The organism is Microbacterium sp. p3-SID336 (assembly GCF_025143365.1).
Classification (GTDB): Bacteria; Actinomycetota; Actinomycetes; order Actinomycetales; family Microbacteriaceae; genus Microbacterium.
Genome location: NZ_JALXPE010000038.1, coordinates 23,617 through 37,653 on the forward strand (window position 1 = coordinate 23,617; position 14,037 = coordinate 37,653).

Sequence of the window (14,037 nt, forward strand, 5' to 3'; positions counted from 1 at the left end):
CTCACGGGGCTCAGCTGAGCAGATCCGTGAGCTTCTTCATGTCGGCCTGGTTCTGCAGATCGAGACGCTCGCCGTTGATCTCAACGGTCGGCGTGCCCTGGATCTGGTTGCTCTTGGCCTGGGCGGCACCGAACTTGCGGTACGTCTCGTCGGTGATGCACGAGACGACGTCGTCGTCCGCGCCGACCTGCTTCGCGAACTCCGCGAGCTGGTCGGTGGTGAGGCCGGCGGTGTTCTCGGTCGGCTGGTTCTCGAACAGCACCTTCGCGTAGTCGAAGTACATCGCGGAGTCGGCGGAGGCCACGCAGAACGCGGCGCCTGCCGAGCGCGAGGAGTACTCGGTACCCTGCGAGTAGCGGTCGAGGATCGCGATGGGGTGGTGCTCGAGGGTGATCTCCCCCGCTGCCGCCTTCTCCTCCAGCGCGGCGCCGAACTGGTCCTCGAAGCTCTTGCACGCCGGGCACTGGAAGTCGAGGAAGACCGACACGGTGTCCTTGCCGTCGCCCATGGAGATCGCGCCGCTGTCCGGGTCGAAGCCCTCGCTGGCGGCCGGCACGGCACCGGGCGACGTGGCCTGGTTGTTGAGGAACACCACGAGTCCACCGATCGCGACCAGGACCACGACGACGGCGATGGAGATGCCGATCGCGAACCAGTTGGTGTTGCTCTTCGCCGCTGCCATTACTTTCCGATCTCTCGAGGCTCGACCCCGAACGGGGCGAGTCCGGCTCTTCCACCATCGGGCGCGGTGAGCACCCAGATGCCCCCATCATGCAGGGCCACGCTATGTTCCCAATGTGAGCCGTCTGTGCCGTCGACGGTCGTCACGGTCCAGTCGTCGTCCTCCACGAACGTGGCCTCGCCGCCCGCGGTGACCATCGGCTCGATCGCCAGCACGAGCCCGGGCTTGACGTCGGCACCGCGGTCAGGGGTGCGGTAGTTGAACACGCTCGGAGCCTCGTGCATCTTGCGGCCGATCCCGTGGCCGACGTACTCGCGGAGGATGCCGTACGGCTGGCCCGAGACCGCGGAGGGCCCCTGCGCCTCGATGTACTCCTGGATCGCCGCACCGATCTCGTCGATGCTGTCCGCCGAGGCCATGGCCGCGATGCCCGCCCACATCGATCCCTCGGTCACGCGCGACAGCTCTTCACGCCGCGCGACGAGTTCAGGCCGCTCGGGGTCGGGCACGACGACGGTGATCGCACTGTCGCCGTTCCAGCCCTGGAACTGCGCACCGCAGTCCACCGACACGATGTCGCCGGGCTGGAGCACGCGCTCCCCCGGGATGCCGTGCACGACCTGCTCGTTGACCGAGACGCAGATCGTGTGGTGGTAGCCGCGCACCAGCTGGAAGTTCGACTCGGCGCCGCGCTTCGTGATGGCGCGGTTCGCGGCCGCATCGAGCTCGATCGTCCTGACGCCCGGCTTGATGAGGGCGCGCACGGCGTCGAGGGCCTCTGCGGTGATGAGGCCGGGCTCCACCATGGCTCGCAGCTGGGCCGGCGTCTTGTAGATCGAGCGGCGGAACATCTCAGGCGGCGGAGGCTGCCGAGCGCAGACCGCGGGCGGACAGCGCTGCCGCGATCCGCTCGGTGATCTCCTCGAGGGTGCCGACGCCGTCGATGCGGTCGACGATCCCGCGGGCGCTGTACACCTCGATGATCGGCGCGGTCTCGTTCTCGTAGATGTCCAGGCGGTGCGCGATCGCCTCGTCCGTGTCGTCCGAGCGACCCTGCTCCGCGGCACGCAGGCCGAGGCGCGCGATGCTCTCCTCGCGCGGGACGTCGAGCAGGATCACGGCGTCGAGGGACTCGCCGCGCTCACCGAGGAACGCATCCAGGTGCGCGACCTGGGCGGTGTTGCGCGGGTAGCCGTCGAGCAGGAAACCATTGGCGGCATCCTCCTGACTCAGCCGGTCGCGCACGATCTCGCTCGTCAGCTCGTCCGGCACGAGGTCGCCCTTGTCGAGGATCGCGGTGACCTGCTGGCCGAGCGGCGTCCCCTCCTTGATGTTCGCGCGGAAGATGTCCCCGGTCGAGACGACCGGGATGCCGTAGGACTCGGCGATGCGCACACCCTGCGTGCCCTTGCCGGAACCCTGCGGACCGACGATGAGAAGACGTGCGGATGCTGTCATCGGAGAAGCCCTTCGTAGTGTCGCTGCTGCAGCTGGGCGTCGATCTGCTTGACCGTCTCGAGCCCGACGCCGACGATGATGAGGATCGACGCGCCGCCGAACGGGAAGTTCTGGTTGGCGCCGACCGTGGCCAGGGCGATCAGCGGGATGAGCGCGATCAGACCCAGGTACAGGGAGCCGGGCAACGTGATGCGGGTGAGCACGTAGTCGAGGTACTCGGCGGTCGGACGACCGGCGCGGATGCCCGGGATGAAGCCGCCGTACTTCTTCATGTTGTCGGCGACCTCGACGGGGTTGAAGGTGATCGCGACGTAGAAGTACGTGAACCCGATGATGAGCAGGAAGTACGCCGCCATGTAGATCGGGCTGTTGCCGGTCGTGAAGTTCGCGCTGACCCAGCTGACCCACGCGGGCGGGGTCGAGCCGTCCTGCGGAGTGTTGAACTGGGCGATCAGTGCCGGGATGTACAGCAGCGACGACGCGAAGATCACGGGGATCACACCCGCCATGTTCACCTTGATCGGGATGTACGTGTTGGTGCCCCCGTAGGTGCGCCGCCCGACCATGCGCTTGGCGTACTGCACCGGGATGCGGCGCTGCGACTGCTCGACGAACACCACGAGGCCCATCACGATGATGCCGACCACGAGCACGAGCAGGAAGATCTCGAAGCCGCGGGTCTGCCAGATGATGCTCATCGCGCCGGGGAAGGTGGCGGCGATCGAGGTGAAGATGAGCAGCGACATGCCGTTGCCGATGCCGCGCTCGGTGACCAGCTCGGCGAACCACATGATGAGGCCGGTGCCCGCGGTCATCGCCATGATGATGAGCACCTGCGCCCACCAGACGTCGTTCGTCAGCAGCTGCTGGCAGGCGGCGATGTCGGTCGCGCCGAACAGCTGCCCGCTGCGGGCCACCGTCACGAGGGTGGTCGACTGCAGCAGTGCGAGGGCGATGGTGAGGTAGCGCGTGTACTGGGTCAGCTTGGCCTGTCCGGCCTGACCCTCCTTGTGCAGCGCCTCGAAGTGCGGGATGACGACGCGGAGGAGCTGCGTGATGATCGTCGCGGTGATGTAGGGCATCACGCCGAGCGCGAAGATCGACAGCTGCAGCAGCGCGCCGCCGGAGAAGAGGTTGACCAGTCCGAGCAGACCCTCGGTGCCGGTGTTGGCGGCGAGGCACTCCTCGACGTTCGGGAAGTTCACGAACGGCGCGGGGACGTTCGAGCCGAGTCGGTAGATCGCGATGATGGCGAGAGTGAAACCGATCTTCCGACGCAGGTCGGGCGTGCGGAAGATCCGCGCGATGGCGCTAAACAAGGACGTTCCTCCTGAAAAGGTTGCCGATCCCTGAAGGACGGCTGAAAGACCAGGGTAACTCACTCCGTGGTCTGCGAATGCGGCTGCGCCGCCTGCCCGCCTGCCGAATCAGAAGAGGGGCCGGAGAATCTCCGACCCCTCTTCCGCGGTGGTTACTTGACGGAACCGCCCGCAGCCACGATCTTCTGCTCGGCGGAACCCGAGACCTTGTCGACCGCGACGGTGAGCTTCACGGCGATGTCGCCGCCGCCGAGAACCTTGACCTTCTCGTTCTTGCGGACCGCGCCCTTGGCCACCAGGTCGCTGACGGTCACGTCGCCGCCCTGGGGGTAGAGCTCCGCGAGCTTCTCCAGGTTCACGACCTGGTACTCGACGCGGAACGGGTTCTTGAACCCGCGCAGCTTCGGGGTGCGCATGTGCAGCGGCATCTGCCCACCCTCGAAGCCGACGCGCACGGTGTTGCGGGCCTTCGTGCCCTTCGTGCCACGGCCGGCCGTCTTGCCCTTCGAGCCCTCACCGCGACCGACACGGGTCTTCGCGGTGTTGGCGCCGGGGACGGGACGCAGGTGGTGCACCTTCAGCACGCCGGGGCGGGACGCCGGAGCGTCCTTCTTCGGCGCAGCCTTCTTCGCAGCCGGCTTGGCGGCGGCGGTGTCGGCCTTCGCGTCGGCAGCGGCGGTCTTGGCCGGCGCCTTCTTCGCAGCGGGCTTCTTCTCGGCAGCAGCCTTGGGAGCGGCGGCCTTCTTCGGGGCCTTCTCGGCCTCGACTGCGGCGTCGTTCTTCTCAGCCATTAGTCGATCTCCTCAACCTTGACGAGGTGGGCGACGGTCTTGACGTAACCGCGCGTCTGCGCGTCGTCGGGGCGGACGGTGCTGTCACCGATCCGCTTGAGACCGAGGCTGCGCAGCGTGTCGCGCTGGTTCTGCTTCTCGCTCACCTTGGACTTGATCTGCGTGACCTTGAGTCGCGCGGCCATCAGGCACCTACCTTCTGTGCGGCGATGGCCTCGGCCTCGGCGCGGACGAGACGCGCCGGGGCGACCTGGTCGAACTCGAGACCACGACGTGCGGCGACGGCGCGGGGCTCCTCGAGCTCCTTCAGGGCGGTGACCGTCGCGTGCACGATGTTGATCGTGTTCGACGAGCCGAGCGACTTCGACAGCACGTCGTGGATACCGGCGCACTCGAGCACGGCGCGGACCGGACCACCGGCGATCACACCGGTACCGGCGGCGGCCGGACGGAGCAGGACCACACCGGCGGCCGACTCACCCTGCACGGGGTGCGGGATGGTGCTGCCGACGCGCGGAACGCGGAAGAAGTTGCGCTTGGCCTCTTCGACACCCTTCGAGATCGCCAGGGGGACCTCGCGGGCCTTGCCGTAGCCGACGCCCACCAGACCGTTGCCGTCGCCGACGACCACGAGGGCGGTGAAGCTGAAGCGACGACCACCCTTCACGACCTTCGAGACGCGGTTGATGGTGACGACGCGCTCCAGGAACTGGTTGTCACCGCGGTCGCGCGAGTTGCGGTCGCGGCCGCCCTGGTTGCGGTCACGTCCGCCGCGGCGGCCGTCCCGCTGGTCGCGAGTCGGCTCGGCCTGCGTGGTGCCGGCGGCCGTCTCGGAAGTGGCAGCTGCCGCTTCGGTCACTTCGTTCTCCTTGTTGTCACTCACAGTGCCAGACCCCCTTCGCGGGCGCCGTCGGCGATGGCGGCGACACGACCCGCGTAGCGGTTGCCGCCACGGTCGAACACTGCCTCGGAAACGCCTGCGGCCTTCGCGCGCTCGGCGAGGAGCTCGCCGACCTTGCGGGCCTTGGCGGTCTTGTCACCCTCGAGCGAGCGCAGGTCGGTCTCGAGCGTCGATGCCGACGCGACCGTGTGACCCTTGCTGTCGTCGACGAGCTGCACGAAGACGTGACGCGCCGAACGGTTGACGACGAGACGCGGACGCGCCTCGGTGCCCACGATCTTCTTGCGAAGGCGGGCGTGACGACGCGCGCGGGCGTCGGACTTCGACTTCACAGCCATGGTTACTTACCAGCCTTTCCGGCCTTGCGACGCACGACCTCGCCGGCGTAGCGCACACCCTTGCCCTTGTACGGCTCGGGCTTGCGGATCTTGCGGATGTTCGCAGCCGCCTCACCGACGGCCTGCTTGTCGATCCCGCTGACGGTGAGCTTGTTCGTGCCCTCGACCGTGAGCGTGATGCCGGCGGGCGGGTCGATCAGGACCGGGTGCGAGAAGCCGAGGGCGAACTCGACCGAGCTCCCCTTCTGCTGCACGCGGTAACCGGTGCCGACGACCTCGAGACCCTTGGAGTAGCCCTGGGTCACGCCGATGATGTTGTTGTTGATGAGCGTGCGGGTCAGGCCGTGAAGCGACCGCGACTCGCGCTCGTCGTCGGGACGGGTGACGAGAACCTGGTTCTCCTCGACCGCGACCTCGATGGGGCTGGCCACCGTGAGGGTGAGCTCACCCTTGGGGCCCTTCACCGCGACCTCACGGCCGTCGACCGAAACGGTCACGCCCGCGGGAACGTCGATGGGAAGTCGTCCAATACGCGACATTTCGGATTACCACACGTAGGCGAGAACTTCTCCGCCCACGCCCTTCTGCTCAGCCTGGCGGTCCGTGAGGAGACCGGAGGAGGTGGACAGGATGGCCACGCCGAGGCCGCCGAGGACCGTGGGGATCTCGGTCGACTTCGCGTACACGCGGAGGCCGGGCTTCGACACGCGCTTGATGCCCGCGATCGAGCGCTCGCGGTTCGGACCGTACTTCAGCGTCAGCGTGAGGTTCTTGCCCACGCGCGCGTCGGAGGTCTCCCAACCGGCGATGTAGCCCTCCTGCTGGAGGATCTCTGCGATGTGCGTCTTGAGCTTGCTCGACGGCAGCGTCACGGAGTCGTGGTGCGCCGAGTTCGCGTTGCGCAGACGGGTCAGCATGTCTGCGACCGGGTCTGTCATTGTCATTGTTGTCTACTTTCGATCATGAGGTTCCGGCTGCCGTTACACGACAGACGGCCTGCGATGAGCACGCAATCTTCAATTGTACGTGCACATCGACGGGCTCAGTGACACGAGACCACTGAGCCCGTCGAGGGTGCTACGCCTGGGCGTCGTCCGAGCGGAACGGGAAGCCGAGGTGACGGAGCAGAGCCCGGCCCTCGTCGTCCGTCTTCGCCGAGGTGACGACGGTGATGTCGAAACCGCGGACCCGGTCGATCTTGTCCTGGTCGATCTCGTGGAACACGCTCTGCTCCTGGAGACCGAAGGTGTAGTTGCCGTTGCCGTCGAACTGCTTGGCCGACAGTCCGCGGAAGTCGCGGATGCGGGGCAGCGCGAGCGAGACCAGGCGGTCCACGAACTCCCACGCGCGGTCGCCACGCAGGGTGACGTGCGCGCCGATGGCCTGGCCCTCACGCAGCTTGAACTGCGCGATGGACTTGCGGGCCTTCGTGACGATCGGCTTCTGGCCGGTGATCTTGGTGAGGTCGTCGACCGCCCCATCGATCACCTTGCTGTCGCGAGCCGCCTCACCGACACCGGTGTTCACGACGACCTTGACCAGGCCGGGGATCTGCATGACGTTCGCGTAGCCGAACTCGTCCTGCAGCGCCTTCTTGATCTCAGCGTTGTACTTCTGCTTCAGGCGGGGCTGGATCTTGCCAGCCTCCACAGCAGTCTCGGTTGCCATCAGAGGTCCTTACCGCTCTTCTTCGCGTAGCGCACGCGGACGGTGCGCTTGACGCCGTCCTTGGTCTGCTCCTCGACCCGGTGGCCGACCTTGGTCGGCTTCTTGGTCGAGGGGTCGACGAGTGCGACGTTCGAGATGTGGATGGGCGCCTCGACGGTCTCGAGGCCACCCGTCTTCGTGCCACGCTGCGTCTGACCGACGCGCGTGTGCTTGGTGACGTAGTTGACGCCCTCGACGACGACACGGTTCTGCCCGACGAGCACGTCGAGGACCTTGCCCTGCTTGCCGCGGTCGCCACCACGCTCGGGCTTGGCGCCCGAGATGACCTGAACCAGGTCGCCCTTCTTGATCTTCGCCATGATCAGATGACCTCCGGTGCCAGCGAGACGATCTTCATGAACTTCTTGTCGCGAAGCTCACGGCCGACCGGGCCGAAGATACGGGTGCCGCGGGGCTCCCCGTCGTTCTTCAGGATGACGGCGGCGTTCTCGTCGAACTTGATGTAGGAGCCGTCGGGACGACGGGTCTCCTTCTTGGTGCGGACGATGACCGCCTTGACGACGTCGCCCTTCTTGACGTTGCCACCGGGGATCGCGTCCTTGACGGTCGCGACGATGGTGTCGCCCAGACCGGCGTACCGGCGGCGCGAGCCGCCGAGCACGCGGATCGTGAGCAGCTCCTTGGCGCCGGTGTTGTCGGCGACCTTGAGTCGGGATTCCTGCTGGATCACTTGGCCTTCTCCAGAATCTCCACCAGACGCCAGCGCTTGGTGGCGCTCAGCGGGCGGGTCTCGTTGATCAGGACCAGGTCGCCGATGCCGGCGGAGTTCGCCTCATCGTGCGCCTTGACCTTCGACGTGCGGCGGATGACCTTGCCGTAAAGCGGGTGCTTCACGCGGTCCTCGACCTCGACGACGATCGTCTTGTCCATCTTGTCGCTGACGACGTAGCCACGACGGGCCTTGCGGTACCCGCGGGCGTCGGCGTCGCGCACGTCGTGAGCGGCGTGCTCAGCCTCGACGGCGGCTTCCTTCTTGGTGGCCATCACTCAGCCTCTTCCTTCACGGCGTCGTCAGCGGCATCCGCCTTCTTCGCCTTCGACTTGGTCGCCTTCTTCGCGGGAGCCTCGACCGGAGCGGGCGTCGCACGGATACCCAGCTCGCGCTCGCGGATCACGGTGTAAAGACGCGCGATGTCGCGCTTGACGGCGCGGATGCGGCCGTGGCTCTCCAGCTGGCCGGTGGCCGACTGGAAACGGAGGTTGAACAGCTCCTCCTTGGCCTTGCGCAGCTCCTCAACGAGGCGCTGGTCTTCGAACGTGTCGAGCTCTGCCGGAGCGAGCTCCTTGGTGCCGATCGCCATTACGCGTCGCCCTCCTCGCGCTTGATGATGCGTGCCTTGAGCGGCAGCTTGTGGATTGCACGGGTCAGTGCCTCGCGAGCGAGCTGCTCGTCGACACCCGCGACCTCGAAGAGGACGCGGCCCGGCTTGACGTTGGCGACCCACCACTCGGGGGAACCCTTACCGGAACCCATGCGGGTCTCGGCGGGCTTCTTCGTGAGCGGACGGTCCGGGTAGATGTTGATCCACACCTTGCCGCCACGCTTGATGTGACGGGTCATCGCGATACGAGCGGACTCGATCTGACGGTTCGTCACATACGCGGGCGTGAGGGCCTGGATGCCGAACTCGCCGAAGGAGACCTTCGTGCCGCCGGTGGCCTGACCCGAGCGGCCCGGGTGGTGCTGCTTGCGGTACTTGACCTTACGGGGGATGAGCATTATGCCGACGCTCCTTCAGCGACAGGTGCCTCGTTGCGCGGGGCACGGCGGCGGTCGCCACCACGGTCGTCACGGCGCGACTTCGGCGCGTTGGCCTGCTCGCGCGCGAGCTCCTTGGCGGTGAGGTCGCCCTTGTAGATCCACACCTTCACGCCGATGCGGCCGAAGGTGGTCTTGGCCTCGTAGAAGCCGTAGTCGATGTTCGCGCGCAGCGTGTGCAGCGGCACACGACCCTCGCGGTAGAACTCCGACCGGCTCATCTCGGCGCCGCCGAGACGGCCCGACACCTGGATGCGGATGCCCTTGGCGCCGGCGCGCTGAGCGCCCTGCAGACCCTTGCGCATCGCGCGACGGAACGCCACACGAGCAGACAGCTGCTCGGCGATGCCCTGCGCGACCAGCTGAGCGTCGGCCTCGGGGTTCTTGACCTCGAGGATGTTCAGCTGGATCTGCTTCCCGGTGAGCTTCTCGAGGTCGCCGCGGATGCGCTCGGCCTCGGCGCCGCGACGACCGATCACGATGCCCGGACGGGCGGTGTGGATGTCGACGCGGACGCGGTCACGGGTGCGCTCGATCTCGATGTTCGAGACGCCGGCGCGGTCCAGCTGCGTCTGCAGCAGACGACGGATCTTGATGTCCTCGGCCACGTAGTCGGCGTAACGCTGACCCGGCTTCGTCGAGTCCGAGAACCAGCGCGACACGTGGTCCGTGGTGATGCCGAGGCGGAAGCCGTACGGGTTGACCTTCTGTCCCATTACTTGCTCGCCTTCTTGTTGCTGTCGCCGGCCGCGGCAGGAGCCGCCTCCGGCGTCGAGAGCACGACCGTGATGTGGCTCGTGCGCTTCTTGATCTGGAAAGCGCGACCCTGTGCACGGGGCTGGAAACGCTTGAGCGTCGTGCCCTCGTCGACGTACGCGTTCTTCACGTACAGGTCCTGCTCGTCGAGGTACTCGCCGTCACGATCCGCCTTGACCTGCGCGTTGGCCATGGCCGACGCGACAAGCTTGTAGATCGGCTCACTGGCGGACTGCTGGGCGAACTTCAGGATCGCCAGAGCCTCCTGGGCCTGCTTGCCCTTGATGAGCGCGACGACACGACGAGCCTTCTGAGGGGTCACGCGGATGTGTCGCACGCGTGCGATGGACTCCACCATTTCTCTCTCCTCTATCGTCCCCGCGTCAGCGGCGACGGCCCTTCTTGTCGTCCTTCTCGTGGCCGCGGAAGGTGCGGGTGGGCGCGAACTCGCCCAGCTTGTGACCGACCATGGTCTCGGACACGAACACGGGGATGTGCTTGCGTCCGTCGTGGACCGCGATCGTGTGACCCAGCATGGCCGGGATGATCATGGACCGACGGGACCAGGTCTTGATGACGTTCTTGGTGCCGGCTTCGTTCTGCACGACCACCTTGCGAAGCAGGTGCTCGTCGACGAAGGGGCCCTTCTTAAGACTGCGAGGCATCTTCTCTTACTCCTACTTGCGCTTCTTGCCGGCGTTGCGACGACGCACGATGTACTTGTCGCTTTCCTTGTTGGCGTGACGGGTGCGACCCTCGGCCTGACCCCACGGGGAGACGGGGTGACGACCACCGGACGTCTTGCCCTCACCACCACCGTGCGGGTGGTCGACCGGGTTCATCGCGACACCGCGGACGGTCGGGCGGACGCCCTTCCAGCGCATGCGGCCTGCCTTGCCCCAGTTGATGTTCGACTGCTCGGCGTTGCCGACCTCGCCGATGGTCGCGCGGCAGCGCGCATCGACGTTGCGGATCTCGCCCGAGGGCAGACGCAGCTGTGCGTAGGGGCCGTCCTTCGCCACGAGGCGGACGGACGCACCGGCCGAGCGCGCCATCTTCGCGCCGCCGCCGGGGCGGAGCTCGATGGCGTGGATGACGGTACCCGTGGGGATGTTCTTCAGCGGGAGGTTGTTTCCCGGCTTGATGTCCGCCGCGGGACCCGACTCGACGACGTCGCCCTGCTTCAGCTTCGCCGGCGCGAGGATGTAGCGCTTCTCGCCGTCGAAGTAGTGCAGCAGCGCGATGCGTGCGGTGCGGTTGGGGTCGTACTCGATGTGAGCGACACGGGCGTTCACGCCGTCCTTGTCATTGCGACGGAAGTCGATGACGCGGTACTGGCGCTTGTGGCCACCACCGATGTGGCGGGTCGTGATGCGGCCCTGGTTGTTGCGACCACCGGTCTTCGAGAGCGGGCGCAGCAGCGACTTCTCCGGCGTCGATCGGGTGATCTCGGCGAAGTCAGCCACCGACGAGCCGCGACGGCCCGGGGTCGTGGGCTTGTACTTGCGAATAGCCATGATTGTCCTTATCCCCCGGATCAGCCGATTGCCGTGAAGATGTCGATGGTGCCCGACTTCAGGCTCACGATGGCGCGCTTGGTGTCCTTGCGCTTGCCGGTGCCGAAGCGGGTGCGACGGGCCTTGCCGACGCGGTTGATCGTGTTGACGGACGCGACCTTGACACCGAAGATCTTCTCGATGGCGAGCTTGATCTCGGTCTTCGAAGCGCGCGGGTCGACGAGGAAGGTGTACTTGCCCTCGTCGATCAGGCCGTAGCTCTTCTCGGACACGACCGGCTTCAGGATGATGTCGCGCGGGTCCTTGTTCAGGGCCGTCTGGAGAACAGATGCCTGCTCGCTCATGCGGAGACCTCCTGGTTGGCGCCGGACTTGGAGGCGATGAAGCCCTCGAGCGCGGCCTGGGTGAAGACGATGTCGTCGGAGACGAGCACGTCGTAGGCGTTGAGCTGGTCGAACGACAGCAGGTGCACGTTGCCGAGGTTGCGCAGGCTCTTGAGCGCGAGCTCGTCGCCGCGCTCGATGACCACGAGCACGTTCTTCGACGTGGCGACCTGGGCGAGGAAGCCCGCGGCGGCCTTGGTCGACGGCGCGCCGTCGGTGCCGAACGTGTCGATCGCGTGCAGACGGTCACCGCGGAAGCGGTCGCTGAGCGCGCCCAGCAGGGCGGCGGCGATCATCTTCTTGGGGGTGCGCTGCGAGTAGTCGCGCGGCTTCGGGCCGTGCACGATGCCACCGCCGGTCATGTGCGGCGCGCGGATCGAGCCCTGACGGGCGTTACCCGTGCCCTTCTGCTTGAAGGGCTTGCGGCCGGCACCGGAGACCTCGCCACGACGCTTGGTCGAGTGCGTGCCCTGGCGTGCGGCAGCGAGCTGCGCGACGACGACCTGGTGGATGAGCGGGATGTTCGTCTTGACGTCGAACAGCGCGGCGGGGAGCTCGATCGAGCCCGCCTTCTTGCCGTCTGCCTTGAGGACGTCGAGCGCGAGAGTGGAGTCAGCCATGATCAGGCACCCTTCACTGCGTTGCGGACGTAGACGATGCGGCCGCGAGCACCGGGGACGGCGCCCTTGACGAGCATGAGTCCCTTCTCGATGTCGATGGCGTGCACCGTGAGGTTGAGGACGGTCACGCGCTCGCCACCCATACGGCCGGCCATGCGCATGCCCTTGAAGACGCGGCTCGGGGTCGACGATGCGCCGATGGAGCCGGGCTTGCGGTGGTTGCGGTGCGCACCGTGCGAAGCGGACACACCCTTGAAGTTGTGGCGCTTCATGACACCGGCGGTGCCCTTGCCCTTGCTCGTGCCGACGACGTCGACGAGCTGGCCGGCCTCGAACGTGCCGTCCACCGTGAGCTCCTGGCCCAGCGAGTAGTCGGCGGCGTCGGCCGTGCGGATCTCGGTCACGTGGCGACGCGGCGTGACGCCGGCGGCCTCGAAGTGAGCCGAGAGGGGCTTGTTCACCTTGCGCGGGTCGATCTGGCCGTACGCGATCTGCACGGCGTTGTAGCCGTCCTTCTCAGGGGTACGGATCTGGGTGACCACGTTCGGCGCGAGCTCGATGACGGTGACGGGAACGAGCTTGCCGTTCTCGTTCCACACCTGGGTCATGCCGAGCTTGGTGCCCAGCATGCCCTTGGAAACCTTGGAGTTGATGTCAGCCATGTCGAACCTCAGAGCTTGATCTCGATGTTGACGTCGGCCGGCAGGTCGAGACGCATCAGCGAGTCGACGGCCTTGGGCGTCGGGTCGACGATGTCGATCAGACGCTTGTGGGTGCGCATCTCGAAGTGCTCGCGGCTGTCCTTGTACTTGTGGGGCGACCGGATGACGCACACGACGTTCTTCTCGGTCGGAAGGGGCACGGGGCCGACGACGGTCGCGCCCGCACGGGTCACGGTGTCGACGATCTTGCGTGCGGACGTGTCGATGACCTCGTGGTCATACGACTTCAGGCGAATGCGGATCTTCTGTCCCGCCATTGTCTGCTCTCTCTCTATAAGCGTCGTACCGTCCTGGACCGGGTGGCCCTGGGGCATTGGACGCACGTCGGCGCGGATTGCGCCTCGGCACGAGAACGGCTCTGCGAACCGATCTGCTGCACCACTGTTCTGCTGTCAGCCGCACACCCGGAGGCGGACGGATGCCCGACGCCCGCCGCGCACGGCAGTGCCCTCGAAATGAAGGTGTCGGGATTGTGCTCTGCTGCCCGCGGCCTAGAACCCTGCGACCTCCCGGAGGAGACGCCGTCTATGCACTGCCCTGGCAGTGATCCGACGCACGCACAGCGGCGACGGAATATCGAACCTGTCTATTCTGCCACGGCCGATTTCACTTCTGCAAACCCGGGCGTGTCGCGCTCGGGAACGAGCGGCTTCGAGGGCTCCCGGCGACCCCGCTCAGCGCTGAGTGGAGCGCGGGGGGGGGCACCCCCATGCCCGGCCCCGCTTGGGGAGGGCGTTCAGTGCGAGGGGGCACACCGAACGCGAGGAGCCCGACGTGAAGGGACGCCGGACGCCTCGACCGAGGGCACGGCGGAAGACCCGCCGCGCAGGCGGGGAGACGCATAGGCGCAAAGAGTGCGCGCGTCGCACGATGATCCCCAAGATCGTTTTCCCCAGTTTCGAACGCGGCTCTGAACCGCGTGCTTCAGGAAATCGAACCCCTTCGATTTCCCCGACCGCAAGATCCCCAGGCGGTCTGGATCATCCTACTCGATGAGCGACGCGATTCGCCACTTCGGCGCGCAAGCGTGCCGGCATGCTGGCACCTGCACTGCACGACGAAG

At 66.8% G+C, this 14,037-nt stretch carries 24 protein-coding genes; all 24 read right to left on the bottom strand.

Features of this window, described 5'->3' with window-relative positions:
* Positions 1 to 10: 10 nt before the first annotated feature.
* Positions 11 to 682, bottom strand: a complete 672-nt coding sequence (locus M3C17_RS12375) for a DsbA family protein (protein ID WP_259978079.1) — start codon at positions 680 to 682, stop codon at positions 11 to 13.
* A complete protein-coding gene (map, locus tag M3C17_RS12380; protein WP_259978081.1) occupies positions 682 to 1,533 on the bottom strand; it encodes a type I methionyl aminopeptidase in 852 nt (283 codons plus the stop codon). The genes M3C17_RS12375 and map overlap by 1 nt, the downstream gene beginning before the upstream one ends.
* 1 nt (position 1,534) lies before the next feature.
* Positions 1,535 to 2,140, bottom strand: coding sequence for an adenylate kinase (locus tag M3C17_RS12385; protein WP_259978083.1), 606 nt, complete (start codon positions 2,138 to 2,140; stop codon positions 1,535 to 1,537).
* Positions 2,137 to 3,459, bottom strand: a complete 1,323-nt coding sequence (gene secY, locus M3C17_RS12390) for a preprotein translocase subunit SecY (RefSeq protein WP_259978085.1) — start codon at positions 3,457 to 3,459, stop codon at positions 2,137 to 2,139. Before secY ends, M3C17_RS12385 begins: the two co-directional genes overlap by 4 nt.
* Positions 3,460 to 3,611: 152 nt before the next feature.
* On the bottom strand, positions 3,612 to 4,250 hold the full coding sequence (rplO, locus tag M3C17_RS12395) for a 50S ribosomal protein L15 (RefSeq protein WP_259978086.1): 639 nt from the start codon (positions 4,248 to 4,250) through the stop codon (positions 3,612 to 3,614).
* Complete coding sequence (rpmD, locus tag M3C17_RS12400; RefSeq protein WP_067121122.1) at positions 4,250 to 4,435, bottom strand: 50S ribosomal protein L30; 186 nt, start codon at positions 4,433 to 4,435, stop codon at positions 4,250 to 4,252. Before rpmD ends, rplO begins: the two co-directional genes overlap by 1 nt.
* Positions 4,435 to 5,109, bottom strand: coding sequence for a 30S ribosomal protein S5 (gene rpsE, locus M3C17_RS12405; RefSeq protein ID WP_200838869.1), 675 nt, complete (start codon positions 5,107 to 5,109; stop codon positions 4,435 to 4,437). Before rpsE ends, rpmD begins: the two co-directional genes overlap by 1 nt.
* 20 nt (positions 5,110 to 5,129) lie before the next feature.
* On the bottom strand, positions 5,130 to 5,489 hold the full coding sequence (gene rplR / locus M3C17_RS12410; RefSeq protein ID WP_136028894.1) for a 50S ribosomal protein L18: 360 nt from the start codon (positions 5,487 to 5,489) through the stop codon (positions 5,130 to 5,132).
* Positions 5,490 to 5,491: 2 nt separating this feature from the next.
* Entirely contained in the window at positions 5,492 to 6,028 is a 537-nt protein-coding gene (gene rplF, locus M3C17_RS12415; RefSeq protein WP_259978091.1) for a 50S ribosomal protein L6, read from the bottom strand.
* A gap of 6 nt (positions 6,029 to 6,034) precedes the next feature.
* On the bottom strand, positions 6,035 to 6,433 hold the full coding sequence (gene rpsH, locus M3C17_RS12420) for a 30S ribosomal protein S8 (RefSeq protein ID WP_136028890.1): 399 nt from the start codon (positions 6,431 to 6,433) through the stop codon (positions 6,035 to 6,037).
* Positions 6,434 to 6,566: 133 nt separating this feature from the next.
* Entirely contained in the window at positions 6,567 to 7,157 is a 591-nt protein-coding gene (gene rplE, locus M3C17_RS12425) for a 50S ribosomal protein L5 (protein ID WP_259978092.1), read from the bottom strand.
* Positions 7,157 to 7,516, bottom strand: a complete 360-nt coding sequence (gene rplX / locus M3C17_RS12430) for a 50S ribosomal protein L24 (protein WP_259978093.1) — start codon at positions 7,514 to 7,516, stop codon at positions 7,157 to 7,159. Before rplX ends, rplE begins: the two co-directional genes overlap by 1 nt.
* A gap of 2 nt (positions 7,517 to 7,518) precedes the next feature.
* Entirely contained in the window at positions 7,519 to 7,887 is a 369-nt protein-coding gene (gene rplN / locus M3C17_RS12435; RefSeq protein WP_025102399.1) for a 50S ribosomal protein L14, read from the bottom strand.
* Entirely contained in the window at positions 7,884 to 8,201 is a 318-nt protein-coding gene (gene rpsQ, locus M3C17_RS12440; RefSeq protein WP_025102400.1) for a 30S ribosomal protein S17, read from the bottom strand. The genes rplN and rpsQ overlap by 4 nt, the downstream gene beginning before the upstream one ends.
* Complete coding sequence (rpmC, locus tag M3C17_RS12445) at positions 8,201 to 8,518, bottom strand: 50S ribosomal protein L29 (RefSeq protein WP_067121112.1); 318 nt, start codon at positions 8,516 to 8,518, stop codon at positions 8,201 to 8,203. Before rpmC ends, rpsQ begins: the two co-directional genes overlap by 1 nt.
* Positions 8,518 to 8,937, bottom strand: coding sequence for a 50S ribosomal protein L16 (gene rplP / locus M3C17_RS12450; protein WP_025102402.1), 420 nt, complete (start codon positions 8,935 to 8,937; stop codon positions 8,518 to 8,520). The genes rpmC and rplP overlap by 1 nt, the downstream gene beginning before the upstream one ends.
* Positions 8,937 to 9,692, bottom strand: coding sequence for a 30S ribosomal protein S3 (rpsC, locus tag M3C17_RS12455; protein WP_259978094.1), 756 nt, complete (start codon positions 9,690 to 9,692; stop codon positions 8,937 to 8,939). The genes rplP and rpsC overlap by 1 nt, the downstream gene beginning before the upstream one ends.
* Positions 9,692 to 10,090: a 50S ribosomal protein L22 gene (gene rplV, locus M3C17_RS12460; RefSeq protein ID WP_025102404.1), complete on the bottom strand. Its 399-nt coding sequence runs from the start codon at positions 10,088 to 10,090 to the stop codon at positions 9,692 to 9,694. The genes rpsC and rplV overlap by 1 nt, the downstream gene beginning before the upstream one ends.
* A gap of 25 nt (positions 10,091 to 10,115) precedes the next feature.
* Positions 10,116 to 10,397: a 30S ribosomal protein S19 gene (gene rpsS / locus M3C17_RS12465; RefSeq protein WP_017201589.1), complete on the bottom strand. Its 282-nt coding sequence runs from the start codon at positions 10,395 to 10,397 to the stop codon at positions 10,116 to 10,118.
* A 12-nt stretch (positions 10,398 to 10,409) separates the two neighbouring features.
* Complete coding sequence (gene rplB, locus M3C17_RS12470) at positions 10,410 to 11,249, bottom strand: 50S ribosomal protein L2 (protein WP_259978095.1); 840 nt, start codon at positions 11,247 to 11,249, stop codon at positions 10,410 to 10,412.
* A gap of 20 nt (positions 11,250 to 11,269) precedes the next feature.
* Positions 11,270 to 11,593: a 50S ribosomal protein L23 gene (gene rplW, locus M3C17_RS12475; RefSeq protein ID WP_025102406.1), complete on the bottom strand. Its 324-nt coding sequence runs from the start codon at positions 11,591 to 11,593 to the stop codon at positions 11,270 to 11,272.
* Positions 11,590 to 12,252: a 50S ribosomal protein L4 gene (gene rplD, locus M3C17_RS12480; protein ID WP_259978096.1), complete on the bottom strand. Its 663-nt coding sequence runs from the start codon at positions 12,250 to 12,252 to the stop codon at positions 11,590 to 11,592. Before rplD ends, rplW begins: the two co-directional genes overlap by 4 nt.
* A 2-nt stretch (positions 12,253 to 12,254) precedes the next feature.
* On the bottom strand, positions 12,255 to 12,914 hold the full coding sequence (rplC, locus tag M3C17_RS12485; protein ID WP_136028875.1) for a 50S ribosomal protein L3: 660 nt from the start codon (positions 12,912 to 12,914) through the stop codon (positions 12,255 to 12,257).
* 8 nt (positions 12,915 to 12,922) lie between these two features.
* Positions 12,923 to 13,231, bottom strand: a complete 309-nt coding sequence (gene rpsJ, locus M3C17_RS12490; protein WP_017201594.1) for a 30S ribosomal protein S10 — start codon at positions 13,229 to 13,231, stop codon at positions 12,923 to 12,925.
* Positions 13,232 to 14,037 lie beyond the last annotated feature (806 nt).

Coding starts and splice junctions, on each gene's coding strand:
- rplE (WP_259978092.1), bottom strand. CDS start 7,157: ATGGCAACCGAGACTGCTGTGGAGGCTGGCAAGATCCAGCCCCGCCTG.
- rplB (WP_259978095.1), bottom strand. CDS start 11,249: ATGGCTATTCGCAAGTACAAGCCCACGACCCCGGGCCGTCGCGGCTCG.
- M3C17_RS12375 (WP_259978079.1), bottom strand. CDS start 682: ATGGCAGCGGCGAAGAGCAACACCAACTGGTTCGCGATCGGCATCTCC.
- M3C17_RS12385 (WP_259978083.1), bottom strand. CDS start 2,140: ATGACAGCATCCGCACGTCTTCTCATCGTCGGTCCGCAGGGTTCCGGC.
- rplV (WP_025102404.1), bottom strand. CDS start 10,090: ATGGTGGAGTCCATCGCACGCGTGCGACACATCCGCGTGACCCCTCAG.
- rpsH (WP_136028890.1), bottom strand. CDS start 6,433: ATGACAATGACAGACCCGGTCGCAGACATGCTGACCCGTCTGCGCAAC.
- rpsS (WP_017201589.1), bottom strand. CDS start 10,397: ATGCCTCGCAGTCTTAAGAAGGGCCCCTTCGTCGACGAGCACCTGCTT.
- rplX (WP_259978093.1), bottom strand. CDS start 7,516: ATGGCGAAGATCAAGAAGGGCGACCTGGTTCAGGTCATCTCGGGCGCC.
- rplF (WP_259978091.1), bottom strand. CDS start 6,028: ATGTCGCGTATTGGACGACTTCCCATCGACGTTCCCGCGGGCGTGACC.
- rplW (WP_025102406.1), bottom strand. CDS start 11,593: ATGAGCGAGCAGGCATCTGTTCTCCAGACGGCCCTGAACAAGGACCCG.
- rpmD (WP_067121122.1), bottom strand. CDS start 4,435: ATGGCCGCGCGACTCAAGGTCACGCAGATCAAGTCCAAGGTGAGCGAG.
- rpsC (WP_259978094.1), bottom strand. CDS start 9,692: ATGGGACAGAAGGTCAACCCGTACGGCTTCCGCCTCGGCATCACCACG.
- rpsQ (WP_025102400.1), bottom strand. CDS start 8,201: ATGGCCACCAAGAAGGAAGCCGCCGTCGAGGCTGAGCACGCCGCTCAC.
- rpsJ (WP_017201594.1), bottom strand. CDS start 13,231: ATGGCGGGACAGAAGATCCGCATTCGCCTGAAGTCGTATGACCACGAG.
- map (WP_259978081.1), bottom strand. CDS start 1,533: ATGTTCCGCCGCTCGATCTACAAGACGCCGGCCCAGCTGCGAGCCATG.
- rplC (WP_136028875.1), bottom strand. CDS start 12,914: ATGGCTGACATCAACTCCAAGGTTTCCAAGGGCATGCTGGGCACCAAG.
- rpmC (WP_067121112.1), bottom strand. CDS start 8,518: ATGGCGATCGGCACCAAGGAGCTCGCTCCGGCAGAGCTCGACACGTTC.
- rplR (WP_136028894.1), bottom strand. CDS start 5,489: ATGGCTGTGAAGTCGAAGTCCGACGCCCGCGCGCGTCGTCACGCCCGC.
- rplP (WP_025102402.1), bottom strand. CDS start 8,937: ATGCTCATCCCCCGTAAGGTCAAGTACCGCAAGCAGCACCACCCGGGC.
- rplD (WP_259978096.1), bottom strand. CDS start 12,252: ATGGCTGACTCCACTCTCGCGCTCGACGTCCTCAAGGCAGACGGCAAG.
- rplO (WP_259978086.1), bottom strand. CDS start 4,250: ATGGCTGAGAAGAACGACGCCGCAGTCGAGGCCGAGAAGGCCCCGAAG.